Consider the following 16,285-nt stretch of genomic DNA (forward strand, 5'->3'; position numbering starts at 1 on the left):
ATCTGCAGCTACCAACTGATTATTTTTTGAAAGAAGAGAATCATGGCAAAAGAAAAGTTTGAGCGGACCAAGCCGCACGTGAACGTTGGTACGATTGGTCACGTTGACCACGGCAAGACGACGCTGACGGCAGCGATCACGACGGTTCTGACGAAGAAGTTCGGCGGCGAAGCGAAGGCGTACGACCAGATCGACGCGGCACCGGAAGAAAAGGCGCGCGGCATCACGATCAACACGGCACACGTCGAGTACGAAACGGCGAACCGCCACTACGCACACGTCGACTGCCCGGGCCACGCTGACTATGTGAAGAACATGATCACGGGCGCAGCGCAGATGGACGGCGCGATCCTGGTTTGCTCGGCAGCTGACGGCCCGATGCCGCAGACGCGTGAGCACATCCTGCTGGCGCGTCAGGTTGGCGTTCCGTACATCATCGTGTTCCTGAACAAGTGCGACATGGTGGACGACGCTGAACTGCTCGAGCTGGTCGAGATGGAAGTTCGCGAGCTGCTGTCGAAGTACGACTTCCCGGGCGACGACACGCCGATCGTGAAGGGTTCGGCGAAGCTGGCGCTGGAAGGCGACACGGGCGAGCTGGGCGAAGTGGCGATCATGAGCCTGGCCGACGCGCTGGACACGTACATCCCGACGCCGGAGCGTGCAGTTGACGGCGCATTCCTGATGCCGGTGGAAGATGTGTTCTCGATCTCGGGCCGTGGTACGGTGGTGACGGGTCGTGTCGAGCGCGGCATCGTGAAGGTCGGCGAGGAAATCGAAATCGTCGGTATCAAGCCGACGGTGAAGACGACCTGCACGGGCGTTGAAATGTTCCGCAAGCTGCTGGACCAAGGTCAGGCAGGCGACAACGTGGGTATCCTGCTGCGCGGCACGAAGCGTGAAGACGTGGAGCGTGGCCAGGTTCTGGCGAAGCCGGGTTCGATCACGCCGCACACGCACTTCACGGCTGAAGTGTACGTGCTGAGCAAGGACGAAGGCGGCCGTCACACGCCGTTCTTCAACAACTACCGTCCGCAGTTCTACTTCCGTACGACGGACGTGACGGGCTCGATCGAGCTGCCGAAGGACAAGGAAATGGTGATGCCGGGCGACAACGTGTCGATCACGGTGAAGCTGATCGCTCCGATCGCGATGGAAGAAGGTCTGCGCTTCGCAATCCGCGAAGGCGGCCGTACGGTCGGCGCCGGCGTCGTCGCCAAGATCATCGAGTAACATCGACGATCCGCGGATCCCGACGGGGTCCGCGATTCCGCGGTACGCAGTTGTGCCGTCGAAACCGGGTGTCCAGCTTGTGCTGGCACCCGGTTTTGTTTTTCCGGCGGCGCGTTGCGCGGGCCGTGAAATGCACGCCACGGTTTCAGAATTTCGTGTAGAATCGCGGGTTTAGCAGTGGAAGTACTGTCCGGAACCTGATGCTTCGCTCCCCGCTGGCGTCATGTTTCACGTTCTTTTAGTGTCCGGCGATGCAACATCGCCTCGCTCTTTTCAAGGAATCGTCATGCAGCAACAGAAAATCCGCATTCGCCTGAAGGCATTCGACTATCGTCTGATCGATCAATCGGCTGCCGAGATCGTCGATACCGCGAAGCGGACTGGCGCAATCGTCCGTGGCCCGGTGCCGCTGCCGACGCGCATTCAGCGTTTTGACATCCTGCGTTCGCCGCACGTCAACAAGACGTCGCGCGATCAGCTCGAAATCCGCACCCACCAGCGCCTGATGGACATCGTCGACCCGACGGACAAGACCGTCGACGCGCTGATGAAGCTCGACCTGCCGGCTGGCGTCGACGTGGAAATCAAGCTGCAGTAAGGCTTCCGGCGCCGATCGGCATGCCGGGCGGCGCTAAGTCTTTGTATTGCTTGCGGAAATGGAAAGGTCGGGCTATACTGCTTGGCTTTTCGCGTATTCGCGTAAAAAAGTTGGGCCTTGCGTGCCCGGCATTTTGTAAATCAGCCCCGACCAATCGCAGTCGGGAATGGAGAAAATGATGAGCCTTGGACTCGTAGGTCGCAAGGTTGGCATGACCCGTATCTTCACGGCTGAAGGGGATTCGATTCCCGTCACCGTGCTGGACGTGTCGGACAACCGCGTGACGCAGATCAAGACTGTTGAAACCGACGGCTACACGGCCGTGCAGGTTGCATTCGGCTCCCGTCGTGCATCGCGCGTGACGAAGCCGCTGGCAGGTCATCTCGCCAAAGCCGGTGTCGAAGCCGGTGAAATCCTCAAGGAATTCCGCATTGACGCGGCCAAGGCAGCCGAGCTGTCAAATGGCGCCGTGGTCGGTGCAGATCTTTTCGAAGTGGGCCAGAAGGTCGACGTGCAAGGCGTGTCGATCGGTAAGGGCTACGCCGGTACGATCAAGCGTTACAACTTCTCCTCCGGCCGTGCCACGCACGGTAACTCGCGCTCGCACAACGTGCCGGGCTCGATCGGTATGGCGCAGGATCCGGGTCGTGTTTTCCCGGGTAAACGCATGACGGGTCACATGGGTGACGTGACGGTGACGGTGCAGAACCTCGAAATCGCTCGTATCGACGCAGAGCGCAAGCTGCTGCTCGTGAAGGGTGCGATTCCGGGCGCGAAGGGCGGCAAGGTCTTCGTGACGCCGGCCGTCAAGACCAAGGGGGCGAAATAATGGAACTCAAGCTCCTGAACGAAAATGGTCAGGAAGGTGCAGTGGTCAACGCATCGGACGTCGTGTTCGGTCGTGACTACAACGAAGCGCTGATCCACCAGGTCGTCGTCGCTTACCAGGCGAATGCTCGCCAGGGTAACCGCGCACAGAAGGACCGTGAGCAAGTCAAGCACACGACCAAGAAGCCGTGGCGCCAGAAGGGTACGGGCCGTGCTCGTGCCGGTATGTCGTCGAGCCCGTTGTGGCGTGGCGGTGGTCGTATCTTCCCGAATTCGCCGGAAGAAAACTTCTCGCACAAGGTCAACAAGAAGATGCATCGCGCAGGTCTCTGCTCGATCTTCTCGCAGCTGGCCCGTGAAGGCCGCCTGTCGGTCGTCGAGGACATCATCCTCGAAGCGCCGAAGACCAAGCTGCTGGCCGACAAATTCAAGACCATGGGTCTCGACTCCGTGCTGATCATCACCGACACGGTTGACGAAAACCTGTACCTGGCATCGCGCAACCTGCCGCACGTGGCAATTGTCGAGCCGCGCTACGCTGACCCGCTGTCGCTGATCTACTTCAAGAAAGTGCTGGTCACGAAGGCTGCGGTCGCCCAGATCGAGGAGTTGCTGTCATGAGCGAGATTCGCAAGAACGATCATCGTTTGATGCAGGTCCTGCTCGCACCGGTGATCTCGGAAAAGGCGACGCTGGTTGCCGACAAGAACGAGCAAGTCGTGTTCGAAGTCGCACCGGATGCCACGAAGCAGGAAGTGAAGGCGGCCGTCGAGCTGCTGTTCAAGGTTGAAGTTGATTCCGTCAACGTGCTGGTTCAGAAGGGCAAGCAAAAGCGCTTTGGCCGTTCGATGGGCCGCCGCAAGGACGTGAAGAAGGCGTACGTTTGCCTGAAGCCCGGCCAGGAAATCAACTTTGAAGCGGAGGCCAAGTAATCATGGCAATCGTTAAAGTTAAGCCGACATCGCCGGGTCGCCGCGCGATGGTCAAGGTGGTCAACAAGAACCTGCACCAGGGCAAGCCGTTCGCGGCACTGCTCGACTCGCAGAGCTCGACCGCCGGCCGTAACAACAACGGTCGTATCACCACGCGTCACAAGGGTGGTGGTCACAAGCAGCACTACCGTATCGTCGATTTCCGTCGCACGAAGGATGGCATCCCGGCAAAGGTCGAGCGTCTCGAGTACGACCCGAACCGTAGCGCGAACATCGCGCTGGTGCTCTACGCGGACGGCGAGCGTCGCTACATCATCGCCCCGAAGGGTCTGACCGTCGGCCAACAGCTGATGTCGGGTTCGGAAGCGCCGATCCGTGCAGGCAACACGCTGCCGATCCGCAACATTCCGGTCGGTACGACGATCCACTGCATCGAGATGCTGCCGGGCAAGGGCGCGCAAATGGCGCGTTCGGCTGGCACGTCGGCCATGCTGCTGGCACGTGAAGGCGTCTACGCGCAGGTTCGTCTGCGTTCGGGCGAAATCCGCCGCGTGCACATCGAGTGCCGTGCAACGATCGGTGAAGTCGGTAACGAAGAGCATAGCCTGCGCCAGATCGGCAAGGCTGGCGCGAACCGCTGGCGCGGTATCCGCCCGACGGTGCGTGGCGTTGCGATGAACCCGGTTGATCACCCGCACGGTGGTGGTGAGGGCAAGACGGCTGCAGGTCGCGATCCGGTGAGCCCGTGGGGTACGCCGGCTAAGGGTTACCGCACCCGCAGCAACAAGCGCACGACGACGATGATCGTCCAGCGCCGTCACAAGCGTTAAGGAGTAGGCAATGGCACGTTCTGTTAAAAAAGGTCCGTTCTGCGACGCCCATTTGCTGAAGAAAGTTGAGGCGGCTGCAGCTTCGCGCGACAAAAAACCGATCAAGACCTGGTCGCGTCGCTCGACGATTCTGCCGGATTTCATCGGCCTGACGATCGCTGTTCACAACGGCCGTCAACACGTTCCGGTGTACATCTCGGAAAACATGGTCGGCCACAAGCTTGGCGAGTTCGCACTGACCCGTACGTTCAAGGGTCACGCAGCCGACAAGAAGGCCAAGAAATAAGGGGCAATCAAGATGGAAGTGAAAGCAATTCATCGCGGTGCCCGCATCTCGGCGCAAAAAACGCGCCTTGTGGCTGACCAGATCCGCGGTTTGCCGGTCGACAAGGCGCTGAACGTTCTGACGTTCTCGCCGAAGAAGGCGGCTGGCATCGTGAAGAAGGTTGTGCTGTCGGCAATCGCGAATGCGGAGCACAACGAAGGCGCCGATATCGACGAGCTCAAGATCAAGAGCATCTACGTCGACAAGGCTGCATCGCTCAAGCGTTTCACCGCGCGCGCCAAGGGCCGCGGTAACCGCATCGAGAAGCAATCCTGTCACATCACTGTGACGGTCGGGAATTAAGGAGCCATACGATGGGACAGAAAATTCATCCGACTGGCTTCCGCCTGGCTGTCAGCCGCAATTGGGCTTCGCGTTGGTACGCGAACAACAACAATTTCGCGGCGATGCTGCAGGAAGACATCGGTGTTCGTGAATACCTGAAGAAGAAGCTGAAGAACGCTTCGGTCGGTCGGGTCGTCATCGAGCGTCCGGCGAAGAACGCGCGCATCACGATTTACAGCTCGCGTCCGGGCGTGGTCATCGGCAAGAAGGGCGAGGATATCGAGCAGCTGAAGACGGAACTGCAACGCCGCATGGGCGTGCCGGTTCACGTCAACATCGAGGAAATCCGCAAGCCGGAAACCGATGCTCAGCTGATCGCTGACTCGATCACGCAACAGCTCGAGCGCCGGATCATGTTCCGTCGCGCGATGAAGCGTGCGATGCAGAACGCGATGCGTCTGGGTGCCCAAGGCATCAAGATCATGAGCGCGGGCCGTCTGAACGGTATCGAAATCGCTCGTACGGAGTGGTATCGCGAAGGTCGCGTGCCGCTTCACACGCTGCGTGCTGATATCGACTACGCGACTTCGGAAGCGAAGACGACTTACGGGATCATCGGCGTCAAGGTGTGGGTCTACAAGGGCGATACGCTCGGCCGCAACGACGCACCGGTGGTGGAAGAAGTAGCCGAAGACAAGCGTCCGCGTCGCAATGCGCGTCCGGGCGACCGTCGTCCGCGCCGTGACGGCGAAGGCGGCGCTCCGGGTGCTCGTCGTGGCGCACCGCGCCGTGGCGCCGGCAAGCCCGAAGACGGCAAGACTGGAGAATAACGATGCTGCAACCGAAACGCAGAAAGTATCGTAAAGAGCAGAAGGGTCGTAACACCGGCAAGGCGACGCGCGGCAACGCAGTGTCGTTCGGTGAATTCGGCCTGAAGGCGATCGGTCGCGGTCGTTTGACCGCACGCCAGATTGAAGCGGCGCGTCGTGCAATGACGCGTCACATCAAGCGTGGCGGCCGCATCTGGATCCGGATCTTCCCGGACAAGCCGATTTCGCAGAAGCCGGCCGAAGTGCGTATGGGTAACGGTAAGGGTAACCCGGAGTACTACGTCGCCGAGATTCAGCCGGGCAAGATGCTCTATGAAATGGACGGCGTAACCGAAGAACTGGCACGCGAAGCGTTCCGTCTGGCTGCAGCCAAGCTGCCGCTGAAGACGGCATTCATCGTGCGCCAGCTCGGCGCCTAAGGAGAAAACATGAAGGCTTCCGAACTTCTCCAGAAAGACCAGGCCGCGCTCAACAAGGAGCTGGCGGACCTGCTGAAGGCGCAATTCGGCCTGCGCATGCAACTCGCGACCCAGCAGCTCACGAACACGAGCCAGCTGAAGAAGGTTCGTCGCGACATCGCACGTGTGCGGACCGTCATGACTCAGAAGGCGAACCAGAAATGAACGATAGCGTGAAAACCTCGCTGAAGCGGACGCTGGTCGGTCGGGTCGTCAGCAACAAGATGGACAAGACCGTCACCGTGCTGATCGAGCACCGCGTCAAGCACCCGATCTACGGCAAGTATGTCGTGCGCTCGAAGAAGTACCACGCGCATGATGAAGCGAACACCTGCAACGAAGGCGATCTCGTCGAAATCCAGGAAACTCGTCCTGTTTCGAAGACGAAGGCCTGGACGGTGTCGCGCCTCGTCGAAGCCGCTCGCGTCATCTAAGCGGGCAGCGCAGTAGGCAGTAACAGGCACCTCTCCTCGAAGTGCTTGAAATCGCAAAGTTTTTGCTTGCGTGACCAGGATTATTTGTTATAATCCTGGTCTTCCCTCTTTATGGGAGCCCCGTCGCGGGCGAAGTTGGTGGGGGAAGCGGACTGGCGCCTGCCTGTCCGAAAGATTCACCGAATTGCGATGGCGGGTTTCGTTTGCCGTCGCTGCTGTTCCAACCCAAGCAGCCGATTGGCTGACGGGACCAAGACTGACCGAATGCATCATGGTGGTGCATCCGGATTAAGTTGGGAAAGACAAACCATGATCCAGACCGAATCTCGGCTCGAAGTAGCCGACAACACGGGTGCGCGTGAAGTCATGTGCATCAAGGTGCTCGGCGGCTCGAAGCGTCGTTATGCCGGCATTGGCGACATCATCAAGGTGACCGTCAAAGAGGCAACGCCGCGCGGGCGCGTGAAGAAAGGCGAAATTTACAACGCCGTGGTGGTCCGCACCGCCAAGGGCGTGCGCCGTCAAGACGGCTCGCTGATCAAGTTCGACGGCAACGCCGCTGTGCTTTTGAATAACAAGCTCGAGCCGATCGGCACCCGTATCTTCGGGCCGGTGACGCGTGAGCTGCGTAGCGAACGATTCATGAAGATCGTTTCGCTGGCGCCGGAAGTGCTGTAAGGAGTCGCGATGAACAAGATTCGCAAAGGCGACGAAGTGATCGTCGTCACTGGCAAGGACAAGGGCAAGCGCGGCGTCGTGCTGGCTGTCGGTGCTGAGCATGTGACGGTTGAGGGTATCAACCTCGTCAAGAAGCATGTGAAGCCGAACCCGATGAAGGGTACGACGGGTGGCGTGGAAGCGAAGACGATGCCCCTGCATATTTCGAACGTCGCACTGGTCGACGCGAATGGCAAGGCGTCGCGTGTTGGCATCAAGGTCGAGGAAGGCAAGAAGGTTCGCTTCCTGAAGACGACCGGTGCCGTACTGAGCGCCTGACGCAGCGGAGTAAAAAATGGCTCGTTTTCAAGAGTTTTACAAAGAAAAGGTTGTGCCCGGCCTGATCGAGAAGTTCGGTTACAAGTCGGTCATGGAAGTGCCGCGCATCACCAAGATCACGCTGAACATGGGTCTTGGCGAAGCGATCGCTGACAAGAAGATCATCGAGAACGCCGTTGGCGACCTCACGAAGATCGCCGGCCAGAAGCCGGTCGTCACGAAGGCACGCAAGGCAATCGCTGGCTTCAAGATCCGCCAGGGTTACCCGATCGGCGCGATGGTGACGCTGCGTGGCCAGGCGATGTACGAATTCCTCGACCGTTTCGTGACCGTTGCCCTGCCCCGCGTGCGAGATTTCCGCGGCGTGTCGGGTCGTGCGTTCGATGGCCGTGGCAACTACAACATCGGTGTGAAAGAGCAGATCATTTTCCCCGAAATCGACTACGACAAGATCGACGCACTGCGTGGGCTGAACATCAGCATCACGACGACTGCGAAGACCGACGACGAAGCAAAGGCTCTGCTCGCCAGCTTCAAGTTCCCGTTCAGAAACTGAGGTTACCGTGGCTAAACTGGCACTGATCGAACGTGAAAAGAAGCGCGCCCGCCTGGTCGCGAAGTTCGCAGCAAAGCGCGAAGCGCTGAAGGCGATCGTCGAAGACCAAAGCAAGTCGGAAGAAGAGCGCTACGAAGCACGCCTGGAGCTGCAGCAACTGCCCCGCAACGCAAACCCGACCCGCCAGCGTAACCGCTGCGCGATCACGGGCCGTCCGCGTGGCACGTTCCGTAAATTCGGCCTCGCGCGTAACAAGATTCGTGAAATCGCATTCCGTGGCGAGATTCCTGGCCTGACCAAGGCGAGCTGGTAATAGGAGAAACGTAAATGAGCATGAGTGATCCTATCGCCGATATGCTGACTCGCATCCGCAACGCGCAGATGGTCGAGAAGGTATCGGTTGCGATGCCCTCGTCGAAGGTCAAGGTTGCAATCGCGCAAGTCCTCAAGGACGAAGGTTATATCGACGATTTCGCCGTGAAGGCGGAAGGTGCGAAGTCCGAACTGAATATCGCGCTGAAGTACTACGCAGGTCGCCCGGTCATCGAACGCCTCGAGCGCGTGTCGAAGCCTGGTCTGCGCGTGTACCGCGGCCGTAACGACATTCCGCAGGTCATGAACGGCCTCGGCGTGGCTATCGTGTCGACGCCGAAGGGCGTGATGACCGACCGCAAGGCGCGCGCTACCGGCGTCGGCGGCGAAGTCATCTGCTACGTCGCTTAAAGCCGAGGAGAGAGAAACATGTCTCGAGTAGGTAAGAGCCCGATCGCGCTGCAAGGCGCGGAAGTCAAGCTGGCCGACGGTGCTATCACCGTCAAGGGCCCGCTGGGCACCATCACGCAAGCGATCAATCCGCTCGTGAACGTGGCGAACAACGACGGCACGCTGAATCTGTCGCCGGTCGACGAAAGCCGCGAAGCAAATGCACTGTCGGGCACGATGCGCGCGATCATCGCGAATGCCGTGCACGGCGTGACCAAGGGTTTCGAGCGCAAGCTGACGCTGGTTGGCGTCGGTTACCGTGCGCAAGCGCAAGGCGACAAGCTGAACCTGTCGCTGGGTTTCTCGCACCCGGTGGTGCACCAGATGCCGGAAGGCGTCAAGGCTGAAACCCCGACGCAAACCGAAATCGTGATCAAGGGGATCAACAAGCAACAAGTCGGTCAAGTGGCTGCGGAAGTCCGCGGTTACCGTCCGCCGGAGCCCTACAAGGGCAAGGGCGTGCGTTATGCCGACGAGGTTGTGATCCTCAAAGAAACGAAGAAGAAGTAAGGGTGCGCAATCATGGATAAGACTCAATCTCGCCTGCGCCGCGCTCGCCAGACGCGTATCAAGATCGCTGAGCTGCAGGTCGCGCGTCTCGCCGTGCATCGCACGAACACGCACATCTACGCTCAAGTGTTCTCGCCCTGCGGCACCAAGGTGCTCGCCAGCGCGTCGACGCTCGAAGCAGAAGTGCGCGCCGAACTGGCCGACAAGTCGGGCAAGGGCGGCAACGTGAATGCCGCGACGCTGATCGGCAAGCGTATTGCCGAGAAGGCAAAGGCTGCCGGCATCGAATCCGTCGCCTTCGACCGCTCGGGCTTCCGCTACCACGGCCGCGTCAAGGCGCTGGCTGAGGCAGCTCGCGAAGCTGGGCTCAAGTTCTAAGGAAGGAATTCGTCATGGCAAAGATGCAAGCGAAAGTTCAGGCTGACGAGCGCGACGACGGCCTTCGCGAAAAGATGATTTCGGTCAATCGCGTGACCAAGGTCGTGAAGGGTGGCCGTATTCTCGGCTTCGCCGCACTGACCGTGGTTGGCGACGGTGATGGCCGCATCGGTATGGGCAAGGGCAAGGCGAAGGAAGTGCCGGTCGCTGTCCAGAAGGCAATGGAACAAGCTCGCCGCAACATGTTCAAGGTGCCGCTCAAGAACGGCACGCTGCAACACGAAGTGCACGGCAAGCACGGCGCATCGGCCGTCCTCCTCGCTCCGGCGAAGGCAGGTACGGGCGTGATCGCCGGCGGCCCGATGCGCGCAGTGTTCGACGTGATGGGCGTTCAGAACGTCGTGGCGAAGAGCCACGGTTCGACGAACCCGTACAACCTCGTTCGCGCCACGCTGGACGGCCTGCGCAAGCAGTCCACCCCGGCAGACATCGCGGCGAAGCGCGGCAAGTCCGTCGAAGAAATTTTGGGCTAAGCCCGGGTGGTCACCATGTCTGAAAAAACTGTCAAGGTTCAGCTCGTTAAGAGCCTGATCGGGACCCGCGAATCGCACCGCGCGACCGTGCGTGGTCTGGGCCTGCGCCGACTCAATTCGGTCAGCGAGCTCCAGGACACGCCGGCGGTCCGCGGCATGATCAACAAGGTCTCGTACCTCGTTAAGGTCATCGCGTAAGCGGCCCTACGGATCAAGGAGTTGATATGGAATTGAATAACCTGAAGCCGGCCGCTGGCGCCAAGCACGCCAAGCGTCGCGTCGGTCGTGGCATCGGTTCGGGCCTCGGCAAGACGGCTGGCCGTGGTCACAAGGGTCAGAAATCGCGTTCGGGCGGCTTCCACAAAGTCGGTTTCGAAGGCGGTCAGATGCCGCTGCAACGTCGTCTGCCGAAGCGCGGCTTCACGTCGCTGACGAAGGAATTCGTCGGTGAAGTGCGCCTGGGCGACCTCGAGAAGCTGCCGGTCGACGAGATCGATCTGCTCGCACTGAAGCAAGCCGGCCTGGTCGGCGAGCTGACGAAGAGCGCAAAGATCATCGCGACGGGCGAACTGAAGCGCAAGATCGTCGTGAAGGGTCTCGGTGCCACCAAGGGTGCGCGCGCTGCGATCGAAGCGGCCGGCGGTTCGTTCGCCGAGTGACACGCGTAGCGCGTCGTCACTTGCATTCATCGGAGAAGGTACTTGGCTAACAGCCCGAGTCTTGCAAAACCCGGTCGAAGCACGGCGAAATTCGGCGATCTGCGTCGGCGAGCGATGTTCCTGCTCCTGGCGCTGATCGTCTATCGCATCGGCGCGCACATTCCCGTGCCGGGCATCGATCCGGATCAACTGGCTAAGCTGTTCCAGAGCCAGGCGGGCGGCATCCTGGGCATGTTCAACATGTTCTCGGGTGGCGCGCTTTCCCGCTTCACGATCTTTGCGCTGGGGATCATGCCGTACATTTCGGCGTCGATCATCATGCAGTTGCTGGCGATCGTATCGCCGCAGCTCGAGGCGCTGAAGAAGGAAGGGCAGGCAGGGCAACGGAAGATCACGCAGTACACGCGGTATTTCACCGTGGTGCTCGCGACCTTCCAGGCGTTCGGTATCGCGGCCGCGCTGGAAAACCAGCCGGGCCTCGTCACCGACCCCGGCATGCTGTTCCGTCTGACGACGGTCGTGACGCTGGTTACCGGTACGATGTTCCTGATGTGGCTCGGCGAGCAGATTACCGAGCGTGGTCTGGGCAACGGTATCTCGATCATCATCTTCGGCGGGATCGCAGCAGGGTTCCCGAATGCCGTGGGTGGGTTGTTCGAGCTGGTGCGTACGGGTTCGATGAGCATCATTTCGGCGATCATCATCGTCGTTCTGATCGCCGCGGTGACTTACCTGGTCGTGTTCATCGAACGCGGTCAGCGCAAGATCCTCGTGAACTACGCGAAGCGCCAGGTCGGCAACAAGATCTACGGTGGGCAGTCGTCGCATCTGCCGCTGAAGTTGAACATGTCGGGCGTGATTCCGCCGATCTTTGCATCGTCGATCATCCTGTTCCCGGCGACGATTCTCGGCTGGTTCAGTACCGGTCAGCCGACGGGAAGCTGGATTTCCAATACGTTGCATAACGTAGCGGAAGCGCTGAAGCCGGGCCAGCCGGTCTATGTGCTGCTGTACACGCTGGCGATCGTGTTTTTCTGCTTCTTCTACACCGCACTGGTGTTCAACAGCAGGGAAACCGCGGACAACCTGAAGAAGAGCGGCGCGTTTGTTCCGGGCATCCGTCCGGGCGATCAGACCGCACGATATATCGACCGCATCCTCACGCGTCTGACGCTGGCCGGTGCGATCTACATCGTCTTCGTGTGTCTGCTGCCGGAATTTCTGGTGCTGCGCTGGAACGTGCCGTTTTATTTTGGTGGAACGTCGCTGCTGATCATTGTCGTCGTCACGATGGACTTTATGGCGCAGGTGCAGTCGTACGTTATGTCGCAACAGTATGAGTCTCTGCTCAAGAAGGCGAACTTCAAGGGCGGCAACATCCCGATGCGTTAAGGACTATGGCCAAAGACGATGTAATCCAGATGCAGGGAGAGGTGATTGAAAACCTCCCGAATGCGACCTTCCGTGTGAAGCTGGAAAACGGCCATGTCGTATTGGGACATATTTCCGGGAAGATGCGGATGCACTACATCCGTATCCTGCCGGGCGACAAGGTGACGGTTGAGTTGACGCCTTACGATCTGTCTCGTGCGCGGATCGTGTTCCGGGCGAAGTGATTTGAAAAAAGGGTATTATCATGAAAGTGATGGCATCGGTTAAGCGCATTTGCCGCAATTGCAAGATCATCAAGCGCAAAGGCGTCGTTCGCGTGATCTGCAGCTCGGATCCGCGCCACAAGCAGCGCCAAGGCTGACCGCGCGTTTGTTTGCGCTTTTTGTTTGAGGAAAAACAATGGCTCGTATCGCAGGGGTTAACATCCCGAATCACCAGCACACCGAGATCGGCCTGACGGCTATCTTTGGTGTCGGCCGCACCCGTTCGCGCAGCATCTGCGTGGCAGCTGGCGTCGATTTTTCGAAGAAGGTCAAGGATCTGACCGACGCAGACCTGGAAAAGCTGCGTGAAGAAGTGGGCAAGTTTGTCGTCGAAGGCGATCTGCGCCGTGAAGTGACGATGAACATCAAGCGCCTGATGGACCTCGGTTGCTACCGTGGCGTCCGTCATCGCAAGGGCCTGCCGATGCGCGGTCAGCGTACGCGTACGAACGCACGTACCCGTAAGGGTCCGCGTCGTGCAGCGCAAGCGCTGAAGAAGTAAGCGGAACTGACAGTTACAGGAAAACGTAATGGCTAAGGCTTCGAACACCGCGGCGCAACGCGTTCGCAAGAAGGTTAAGAAGAACGTCGCTGAAGGCGTGGTTCACGTTCACGCGTCGTTCAACAATACGATCATCACGATCACCGATCGCCAAGGCAACGCTCTGGCATGGGCGACGTCGGGCGGTCAGGGCTTCAAGGGCTCGCGCAAATCGACGCCGTTCGCTGCTCAGGTCGCAGCCGAGTCGGCTGGCCGCGTCGCGATGGAATACGGCGTGAAGAATCTGGAAGTGCGGATCAAGGGCCCGGGCCCGGGTCGCGAGTCGGCAGTGCGCGCACTGCACGGCCTCGGCATCAAGATCACCGCGATTTCGGACGTCACCCCGATTCCGCACAACGGCTGCCGTCCGCCGAAGCGTCGTCGTATCTAAGGATGTGCTGGCACGTTCGTGCTAGCGCATTGCCTGTCGCCGCTCAGCGTCGACGGGCGTTGCTTTTTTGATTGACTAAGCCCACCGTTCGCCCCAAAGGGAGCGGACTAGCGCGGATTTCGGTTCGCGTGACTGATTGATAAAGGAATGCAAAGTGGCACGTTATATCGGCCCCAAAGCCAAGCTGTCCCGCCGTGAAGGCACCGACCTGTTCCTGAAGAGCGCACGCCGCTCGCTCGCCGACAAGTGCAAGCTCGACAGCAAGCCGGGCCAGCACGGCCGTACCTCGGGCGCACGTACGTCCGACTACGGTACGCAGCTGCGTGAAAAGCAGAAGGTCAAGCGCATCTACGGCGTGCTGGAGCGTCAGTTCCGCCGCTACTTCGCTGAAGCCGATCGCCGCAAGGGCAACACGGGTGAAAACCTGCTGCAACTGCTCGAGTCGCGCCTCGACAACGTCGTGTATCGCATGGGCTTCGGCTCGACCCGCGCTGAAGCGCGTCAGCTGGTGAGCCACAAGTCGATCACCGTGAACGGCGTCGTCGCAAACGTCCCGTCGCAGCAAGTGAAGGCAGGTGACGTCGTCGCGATCCGCGAAAAGGCGAAGAAGCAAGCGCGTATCGTCGAAGCGCTGTCGCTGGCCGAGCAAGGCGGCATGCCGAGCTGGGTTGCAGTCGATGCGAAGAAGTTCGAAGGCACGTTCAAGCAAATGCCGGAACGCGCCGAGATCGCAGGCGACATCAACGAAAGCCTGATCGTCGAATTGTATTCGCGTTAATCCGATTGACGGCCGAGGTACCCCGATTGCGTTGCGCAAGGAAGGGCCTCGGCTGTTTATTTTCTGGTTGTTACCGGTCAGCCTTATCGGTGTAACGAGCCGAGGGTATTGAAAAGGAAAACCCATGCAAACCAGTTTGCTGAAACCCAAGATCATCGCCGTGGAATCGCTGGGCGAGAACCACGCGCGGGTGGTCATGGAACCGTTCGAACGCGGTTACGGCCATACCTTGGGCAATGCGCTTCGCCGCGTGCTGCTGTCGTCGATGGTTGGCTACGCGCCGACCGAAGTCACGATCGCAGGCGTGGTGCACGAGTACTCGACGCTGGACGGTGTGCAGGAAGACGTCGTCAACCTGCTGCTGAACCTGAAGGGCGTGGTGTTCAAGCTGCATAACCGTGACGAAGTGACGGTTACGCTGCGCAAGGAAGGTGAAGGCGTTGTCACGGCCGGCGATATCGAACTGGCCCACGATTGCGAAGTCATCAACCCGAATCACGTGATTGCGCACCTGTCGAAGGGCGGTAAGCTCGACGTTCAGATCAAGATCGAAAAGGGTCGCGGCTATGTGCCCGGCAACGTCCGTCGTTATGGCGAAGACACGGCCAAGATCATCGGCCGCATCGTCCTCGACGCATCGTTCTCGCCGGTTCGCCGCGTGAGCTACGCGGTCGAAAGCGCACGTGTCGAGCAGCGTACCGACCTCGACAAGCTCGTGATGAACATCGAGACGAGCGGTGTGATCACGCCGGAAGAAGCGATCCGTCAATCGGCCCGCATCCTGGTCGACCAGCTGTCCGTGTTCGCGGCGCTGGAAGGCACGGAAACGGCAGCCGAAGCACCGTCGCGCGCGCCGCAGATCGACCCGATCCTGCTGCGTCCGGTGGACGATCTCGAGCTGACGGTTCGTTCGGCGAACTGCCTGAAGGCCGAGAACATCTACTACATCGGCGACCTGATCCAGCGCACGGAAAACGAGCTGCTGAAGACGCCGAACCTCGGTCGCAAGTCGCTCAACGAGATCAAGGAAGTGCTCGCTTCGCGCGGTCTCACGCTGGGCATGAAGCTCGAGAACTGGCCGCCGGCTGGTCTCGACAAGTAAGCCCGGTTGTTGCTGTAGTTGGCAAAGATGCGGATTTTCCTTTAAAATCCGCATCTTGCTTTTTTTCGCTACCGGCCCGTGCACCCTCGGGGTGCGATAGAAGAGCTGGATCAAAACTTTGAATCAAGGAAACTGAAATGCGCCATCGTCATGGTCTGCGGAAACTGAACCGCACGAGCAGCCACCGTCTGGCTATGCTCCGTAACATGTCCAACTCGCTGATCGAGCACGAAGTCATCAAGACGACGCTGCCGAAGGCGAAGGAACTCCGTAAAGTCGTCGAGCCGCTGATCACGCTCGGCAAGAAGCCGTCGCTGGCAAACCGTCGCCTGGCGTTCAACCGCCTGCGCGATCGTGACTCGGTGGCGAAGCTGTTCGACGTGCTCGGTCCGCGTTTCGCGAACCGTCCGGGCGGCTACCTGCGCGTGCTGAAGTTCGGCTTCCGCGTGGGCGACAACGCACCGATGGCACTGGTCGAACTGCTCGACCGTCCGGAAGTCGACGAAACGGAAAACGTGCAAGAAGCCGAGTAAGCTTCCGGTACGCCGCAGTATCTGAAAAGGGCCGAGCAATTGCTTGGCCCTTTTTGTTTTCGAGCTGCCGGCTGCGATCGATTGTCGCAGGCCGGCGCCGGCAGCATTGCGCGGGCTGCGCTACGATACGGGCAACCG

30 protein-coding genes are annotated in these 16,285 nt (G+C 59.8%); all 30 read left to right on the forward strand.

Going from position 1 to position 16,285, the window contains the following annotated elements:
* Positions 1-42 precede the first annotated feature (42 nt).
* The 30 genes from tuf to rplQ all read left to right on the forward strand — a co-directional run bounded on the left by tuf (position 43) and on the right by rplQ (position 16,147).
* Complete coding sequence (gene tuf, locus WJ12_RS01415) at positions 43-1,233, forward strand: elongation factor Tu (protein WP_006482910.1); 1,191 nt, start codon at positions 43-45, stop codon at positions 1,231-1,233.
* Positions 1,234-1,519: 286 nt separating this feature from the next.
* On the forward strand, positions 1,520-1,831 hold the full coding sequence (rpsJ, locus tag WJ12_RS01420; protein ID WP_004199280.1) for a 30S ribosomal protein S10: 312 nt from the start codon (positions 1,520-1,522) through the stop codon (positions 1,829-1,831).
* A gap of 178 nt (positions 1,832-2,009) precedes the next feature.
* A complete protein-coding gene (gene rplC, locus WJ12_RS01425) occupies positions 2,010-2,660 on the forward strand; it encodes a 50S ribosomal protein L3 (protein WP_006482922.1) in 651 nt (216 codons plus the stop codon).
* Positions 2,660-3,280, forward strand: coding sequence for a 50S ribosomal protein L4 (gene rplD, locus WJ12_RS01430; protein ID WP_006477192.1), 621 nt, complete (start codon positions 2,660-2,662; stop codon positions 3,278-3,280). The genes rplC and rplD overlap by 1 nt, the downstream gene beginning before the upstream one ends.
* Entirely contained in the window at positions 3,277-3,591 is a 315-nt protein-coding gene (gene rplW, locus WJ12_RS01435) for a 50S ribosomal protein L23 (RefSeq protein WP_004199275.1), read from the forward strand. The genes rplD and rplW overlap by 4 nt, the downstream gene beginning before the upstream one ends.
* 2 nt (positions 3,592-3,593) lie before the next feature.
* Entirely contained in the window at positions 3,594-4,421 is an 828-nt protein-coding gene (gene rplB / locus WJ12_RS01440; RefSeq protein WP_006482900.1) for a 50S ribosomal protein L2, read from the forward strand.
* Between the two features lie 10 nt (positions 4,422-4,431).
* Positions 4,432-4,707 carry a 30S ribosomal protein S19 gene (rpsS, locus tag WJ12_RS01445; RefSeq protein ID WP_004199273.1) on the forward strand — a complete coding sequence of 92 codons (276 nt, stop codon included), beginning with the start codon at positions 4,432-4,434 and terminating at the stop codon, positions 4,705-4,707.
* 12 nt (positions 4,708-4,719) lie between these two features.
* The gene (rplV, locus tag WJ12_RS01450; protein WP_004199272.1) at positions 4,720-5,049 is read left to right on the forward strand and encodes a 50S ribosomal protein L22; all 330 of its coding nucleotides are present in this window, start codon (positions 4,720-4,722) and stop codon (positions 5,047-5,049) included.
* Positions 5,050-5,060: 11 nt separating this feature from the next.
* Positions 5,061-5,861, forward strand: a complete 801-nt coding sequence (gene rpsC / locus WJ12_RS01455) for a 30S ribosomal protein S3 (RefSeq protein WP_006482899.1) — start codon at positions 5,061-5,063, stop codon at positions 5,859-5,861.
* Positions 5,862-5,863: 2 nt separating this feature from the next.
* Entirely contained in the window at positions 5,864-6,280 is a 417-nt protein-coding gene (gene rplP / locus WJ12_RS01460; RefSeq protein ID WP_006482873.1) for a 50S ribosomal protein L16, read from the forward strand.
* A gap of 9 nt (positions 6,281-6,289) precedes the next feature.
* Complete coding sequence (rpmC, locus tag WJ12_RS01465) at positions 6,290-6,484, forward strand: 50S ribosomal protein L29 (RefSeq protein WP_006400652.1); 195 nt, start codon at positions 6,290-6,292, stop codon at positions 6,482-6,484.
* The gene (gene rpsQ, locus WJ12_RS01470; protein WP_006752928.1) at positions 6,481-6,753 is read left to right on the forward strand and encodes a 30S ribosomal protein S17; all 273 of its coding nucleotides are present in this window, start codon (positions 6,481-6,483) and stop codon (positions 6,751-6,753) included. The genes rpmC and rpsQ overlap by 4 nt, the downstream gene beginning before the upstream one ends.
* A 309-nt stretch (positions 6,754-7,062) precedes the next feature.
* On the forward strand, positions 7,063-7,431 hold the full coding sequence (gene rplN, locus WJ12_RS01475; protein ID WP_006752929.1) for a 50S ribosomal protein L14: 369 nt from the start codon (positions 7,063-7,065) through the stop codon (positions 7,429-7,431).
* A gap of 9 nt (positions 7,432-7,440) precedes the next feature.
* Positions 7,441-7,749 carry a 50S ribosomal protein L24 gene (rplX, locus tag WJ12_RS01480; protein ID WP_006477187.1) on the forward strand — a complete coding sequence of 103 codons (309 nt, stop codon included), beginning with the start codon at positions 7,441-7,443 and terminating at the stop codon, positions 7,747-7,749.
* A gap of 16 nt (positions 7,750-7,765) precedes the next feature.
* Positions 7,766-8,305 carry a 50S ribosomal protein L5 gene (gene rplE, locus WJ12_RS01485; RefSeq protein ID WP_006477186.1) on the forward strand — a complete coding sequence of 180 codons (540 nt, stop codon included), beginning with the start codon at positions 7,766-7,768 and terminating at the stop codon, positions 8,303-8,305.
* 7 nt (positions 8,306-8,312) lie between these two features.
* Positions 8,313-8,618: a 30S ribosomal protein S14 gene (rpsN, locus tag WJ12_RS01490; protein WP_006482884.1), complete on the forward strand. Its 306-nt coding sequence runs from the start codon at positions 8,313-8,315 to the stop codon at positions 8,616-8,618.
* Positions 8,619-8,632: 14 nt separating this feature from the next.
* Positions 8,633-9,028, forward strand: a complete 396-nt coding sequence (gene rpsH, locus WJ12_RS01495) for a 30S ribosomal protein S8 (RefSeq protein WP_006477185.1) — start codon at positions 8,633-8,635, stop codon at positions 9,026-9,028.
* 18 nt (positions 9,029-9,046) lie between these two features.
* Positions 9,047-9,577 carry a 50S ribosomal protein L6 gene (rplF, locus tag WJ12_RS01500; RefSeq protein WP_006477184.1) on the forward strand — a complete coding sequence of 177 codons (531 nt, stop codon included), beginning with the start codon at positions 9,047-9,049 and terminating at the stop codon, positions 9,575-9,577.
* A gap of 12 nt (positions 9,578-9,589) precedes the next feature.
* The gene (gene rplR / locus WJ12_RS01505) at positions 9,590-9,955 is read left to right on the forward strand and encodes a 50S ribosomal protein L18 (RefSeq protein ID WP_006477183.1); all 366 of its coding nucleotides are present in this window, start codon (positions 9,590-9,592) and stop codon (positions 9,953-9,955) included.
* Between the two features lie 14 nt (positions 9,956-9,969).
* On the forward strand, positions 9,970-10,488 hold the full coding sequence (gene rpsE, locus WJ12_RS01510; RefSeq protein ID WP_006482895.1) for a 30S ribosomal protein S5: 519 nt from the start codon (positions 9,970-9,972) through the stop codon (positions 10,486-10,488).
* A gap of 15 nt (positions 10,489-10,503) precedes the next feature.
* Entirely contained in the window at positions 10,504-10,686 is a 183-nt protein-coding gene (rpmD, locus tag WJ12_RS01515; protein ID WP_006400644.1) for a 50S ribosomal protein L30, read from the forward strand.
* A 26-nt stretch (positions 10,687-10,712) separates the two neighbouring features.
* Positions 10,713-11,147: a 50S ribosomal protein L15 gene (gene rplO / locus WJ12_RS01520; protein WP_006482880.1), complete on the forward strand. Its 435-nt coding sequence runs from the start codon at positions 10,713-10,715 to the stop codon at positions 11,145-11,147.
* Between the two features lie 42 nt (positions 11,148-11,189).
* The gene (secY, locus tag WJ12_RS01525; RefSeq protein WP_006482915.1) at positions 11,190-12,539 is read left to right on the forward strand and encodes a preprotein translocase subunit SecY; all 1,350 of its coding nucleotides are present in this window, start codon (positions 11,190-11,192) and stop codon (positions 12,537-12,539) included.
* 5 nt (positions 12,540-12,544) lie between these two features.
* Positions 12,545-12,763: a translation initiation factor IF-1 gene (gene infA / locus WJ12_RS01530; protein ID WP_004521905.1), complete on the forward strand. Its 219-nt coding sequence runs from the start codon at positions 12,545-12,547 to the stop codon at positions 12,761-12,763.
* A gap of 20 nt (positions 12,764-12,783) precedes the next feature.
* On the forward strand, positions 12,784-12,900 hold the full coding sequence (gene rpmJ / locus WJ12_RS01535; RefSeq protein ID WP_004199844.1) for a 50S ribosomal protein L36: 117 nt from the start codon (positions 12,784-12,786) through the stop codon (positions 12,898-12,900).
* 38 nt (positions 12,901-12,938) lie between these two features.
* Positions 12,939-13,304 (forward strand): 30S ribosomal protein S13, encoded by a 366-nt coding sequence (rpsM, locus tag WJ12_RS01540; protein ID WP_006477178.1) that lies wholly within the window; start codon positions 12,939-12,941, stop codon positions 13,302-13,304.
* 28 nt (positions 13,305-13,332) lie between these two features.
* The gene (rpsK, locus tag WJ12_RS01545; protein ID WP_004197937.1) at positions 13,333-13,734 is read left to right on the forward strand and encodes a 30S ribosomal protein S11; all 402 of its coding nucleotides are present in this window, start codon (positions 13,333-13,335) and stop codon (positions 13,732-13,734) included.
* Between the two features lie 154 nt (positions 13,735-13,888).
* A complete protein-coding gene (rpsD, locus tag WJ12_RS01550; RefSeq protein WP_006477177.1) occupies positions 13,889-14,512 on the forward strand; it encodes a 30S ribosomal protein S4 in 624 nt (207 codons plus the stop codon).
* Between the two features lie 124 nt (positions 14,513-14,636).
* A complete protein-coding gene (locus WJ12_RS01555; RefSeq protein WP_006477176.1) occupies positions 14,637-15,614 on the forward strand; it encodes a DNA-directed RNA polymerase subunit alpha in 978 nt (325 codons plus the stop codon).
* A gap of 137 nt (positions 15,615-15,751) precedes the next feature.
* Positions 15,752-16,147, forward strand: a complete 396-nt coding sequence (gene rplQ, locus WJ12_RS01560) for a 50S ribosomal protein L17 (protein WP_006477175.1) — start codon at positions 15,752-15,754, stop codon at positions 16,145-16,147.
* Positions 16,148-16,285 lie beyond the last annotated feature (138 nt).

This window comes from Burkholderia seminalis (assembly GCF_001718535.1).
GTDB classification, from domain to species: Bacteria; Pseudomonadota; Gammaproteobacteria; order Burkholderiales; family Burkholderiaceae; genus Burkholderia; species Burkholderia seminalis.

Excerpts from the sequence above, each read along its gene's own strand:
- tuf (WP_006482910.1), top strand. The coding sequence starts at position 43 with ATGGCAAAAGAAAAGTTTGAGCGGACCAAGCCGCACGTGAACGTTGGT.
- rpsJ (WP_004199280.1), top strand. The coding sequence starts at position 1,520 with ATGCAGCAACAGAAAATCCGCATTCGCCTGAAGGCATTCGACTATCGT.
- rplC (WP_006482922.1), top strand. The coding sequence starts at position 2,010 with ATGAGCCTTGGACTCGTAGGTCGCAAGGTTGGCATGACCCGTATCTTC.
- rplD (WP_006477192.1), top strand. The coding sequence starts at position 2,660 with ATGGAACTCAAGCTCCTGAACGAAAATGGTCAGGAAGGTGCAGTGGTC.
- rplW (WP_004199275.1), top strand. The coding sequence starts at position 3,277 with ATGAGCGAGATTCGCAAGAACGATCATCGTTTGATGCAGGTCCTGCTC.
- rplB (WP_006482900.1), top strand. The coding sequence starts at position 3,594 with ATGGCAATCGTTAAAGTTAAGCCGACATCGCCGGGTCGCCGCGCGATG.
- rpsS (WP_004199273.1), top strand. The coding sequence starts at position 4,432 with ATGGCACGTTCTGTTAAAAAAGGTCCGTTCTGCGACGCCCATTTGCTG.
- rplV (WP_004199272.1), top strand. The coding sequence starts at position 4,720 with ATGGAAGTGAAAGCAATTCATCGCGGTGCCCGCATCTCGGCGCAAAAA.
- rpsC (WP_006482899.1), top strand. The coding sequence starts at position 5,061 with ATGGGACAGAAAATTCATCCGACTGGCTTCCGCCTGGCTGTCAGCCGC.
- rplP (WP_006482873.1), top strand. The coding sequence starts at position 5,864 with ATGCTGCAACCGAAACGCAGAAAGTATCGTAAAGAGCAGAAGGGTCGT.
- rpmC (WP_006400652.1), top strand. The coding sequence starts at position 6,290 with ATGAAGGCTTCCGAACTTCTCCAGAAAGACCAGGCCGCGCTCAACAAG.
- rpsQ (WP_006752928.1), top strand. The coding sequence starts at position 6,481 with ATGAACGATAGCGTGAAAACCTCGCTGAAGCGGACGCTGGTCGGTCGG.
- rplN (WP_006752929.1), top strand. The coding sequence starts at position 7,063 with ATGATCCAGACCGAATCTCGGCTCGAAGTAGCCGACAACACGGGTGCG.
- rplX (WP_006477187.1), top strand. The coding sequence starts at position 7,441 with ATGAACAAGATTCGCAAAGGCGACGAAGTGATCGTCGTCACTGGCAAG.
- rplE (WP_006477186.1), top strand. The coding sequence starts at position 7,766 with ATGGCTCGTTTTCAAGAGTTTTACAAAGAAAAGGTTGTGCCCGGCCTG.
- rpsH (WP_006477185.1), top strand. The coding sequence starts at position 8,633 with ATGAGCATGAGTGATCCTATCGCCGATATGCTGACTCGCATCCGCAAC.
- rplF (WP_006477184.1), top strand. The coding sequence starts at position 9,047 with ATGTCTCGAGTAGGTAAGAGCCCGATCGCGCTGCAAGGCGCGGAAGTC.
- rplR (WP_006477183.1), top strand. The coding sequence starts at position 9,590 with ATGGATAAGACTCAATCTCGCCTGCGCCGCGCTCGCCAGACGCGTATC.
- rpsE (WP_006482895.1), top strand. The coding sequence starts at position 9,970 with ATGGCAAAGATGCAAGCGAAAGTTCAGGCTGACGAGCGCGACGACGGC.
- rpmD (WP_006400644.1), top strand. The coding sequence starts at position 10,504 with ATGTCTGAAAAAACTGTCAAGGTTCAGCTCGTTAAGAGCCTGATCGGG.
- rplO (WP_006482880.1), top strand. The coding sequence starts at position 10,713 with ATGGAATTGAATAACCTGAAGCCGGCCGCTGGCGCCAAGCACGCCAAG.
- infA (WP_004521905.1), top strand. The coding sequence starts at position 12,545 with ATGGCCAAAGACGATGTAATCCAGATGCAGGGAGAGGTGATTGAAAAC.
- rpmJ (WP_004199844.1), top strand. The coding sequence starts at position 12,784 with ATGAAAGTGATGGCATCGGTTAAGCGCATTTGCCGCAATTGCAAGATC.
- rpsM (WP_006477178.1), top strand. The coding sequence starts at position 12,939 with ATGGCTCGTATCGCAGGGGTTAACATCCCGAATCACCAGCACACCGAG.
- rpsK (WP_004197937.1), top strand. The coding sequence starts at position 13,333 with ATGGCTAAGGCTTCGAACACCGCGGCGCAACGCGTTCGCAAGAAGGTT.
- WJ12_RS01555 (WP_006477176.1), top strand. The coding sequence starts at position 14,637 with ATGCAAACCAGTTTGCTGAAACCCAAGATCATCGCCGTGGAATCGCTG.
- rplQ (WP_006477175.1), top strand. The coding sequence starts at position 15,752 with ATGCGCCATCGTCATGGTCTGCGGAAACTGAACCGCACGAGCAGCCAC.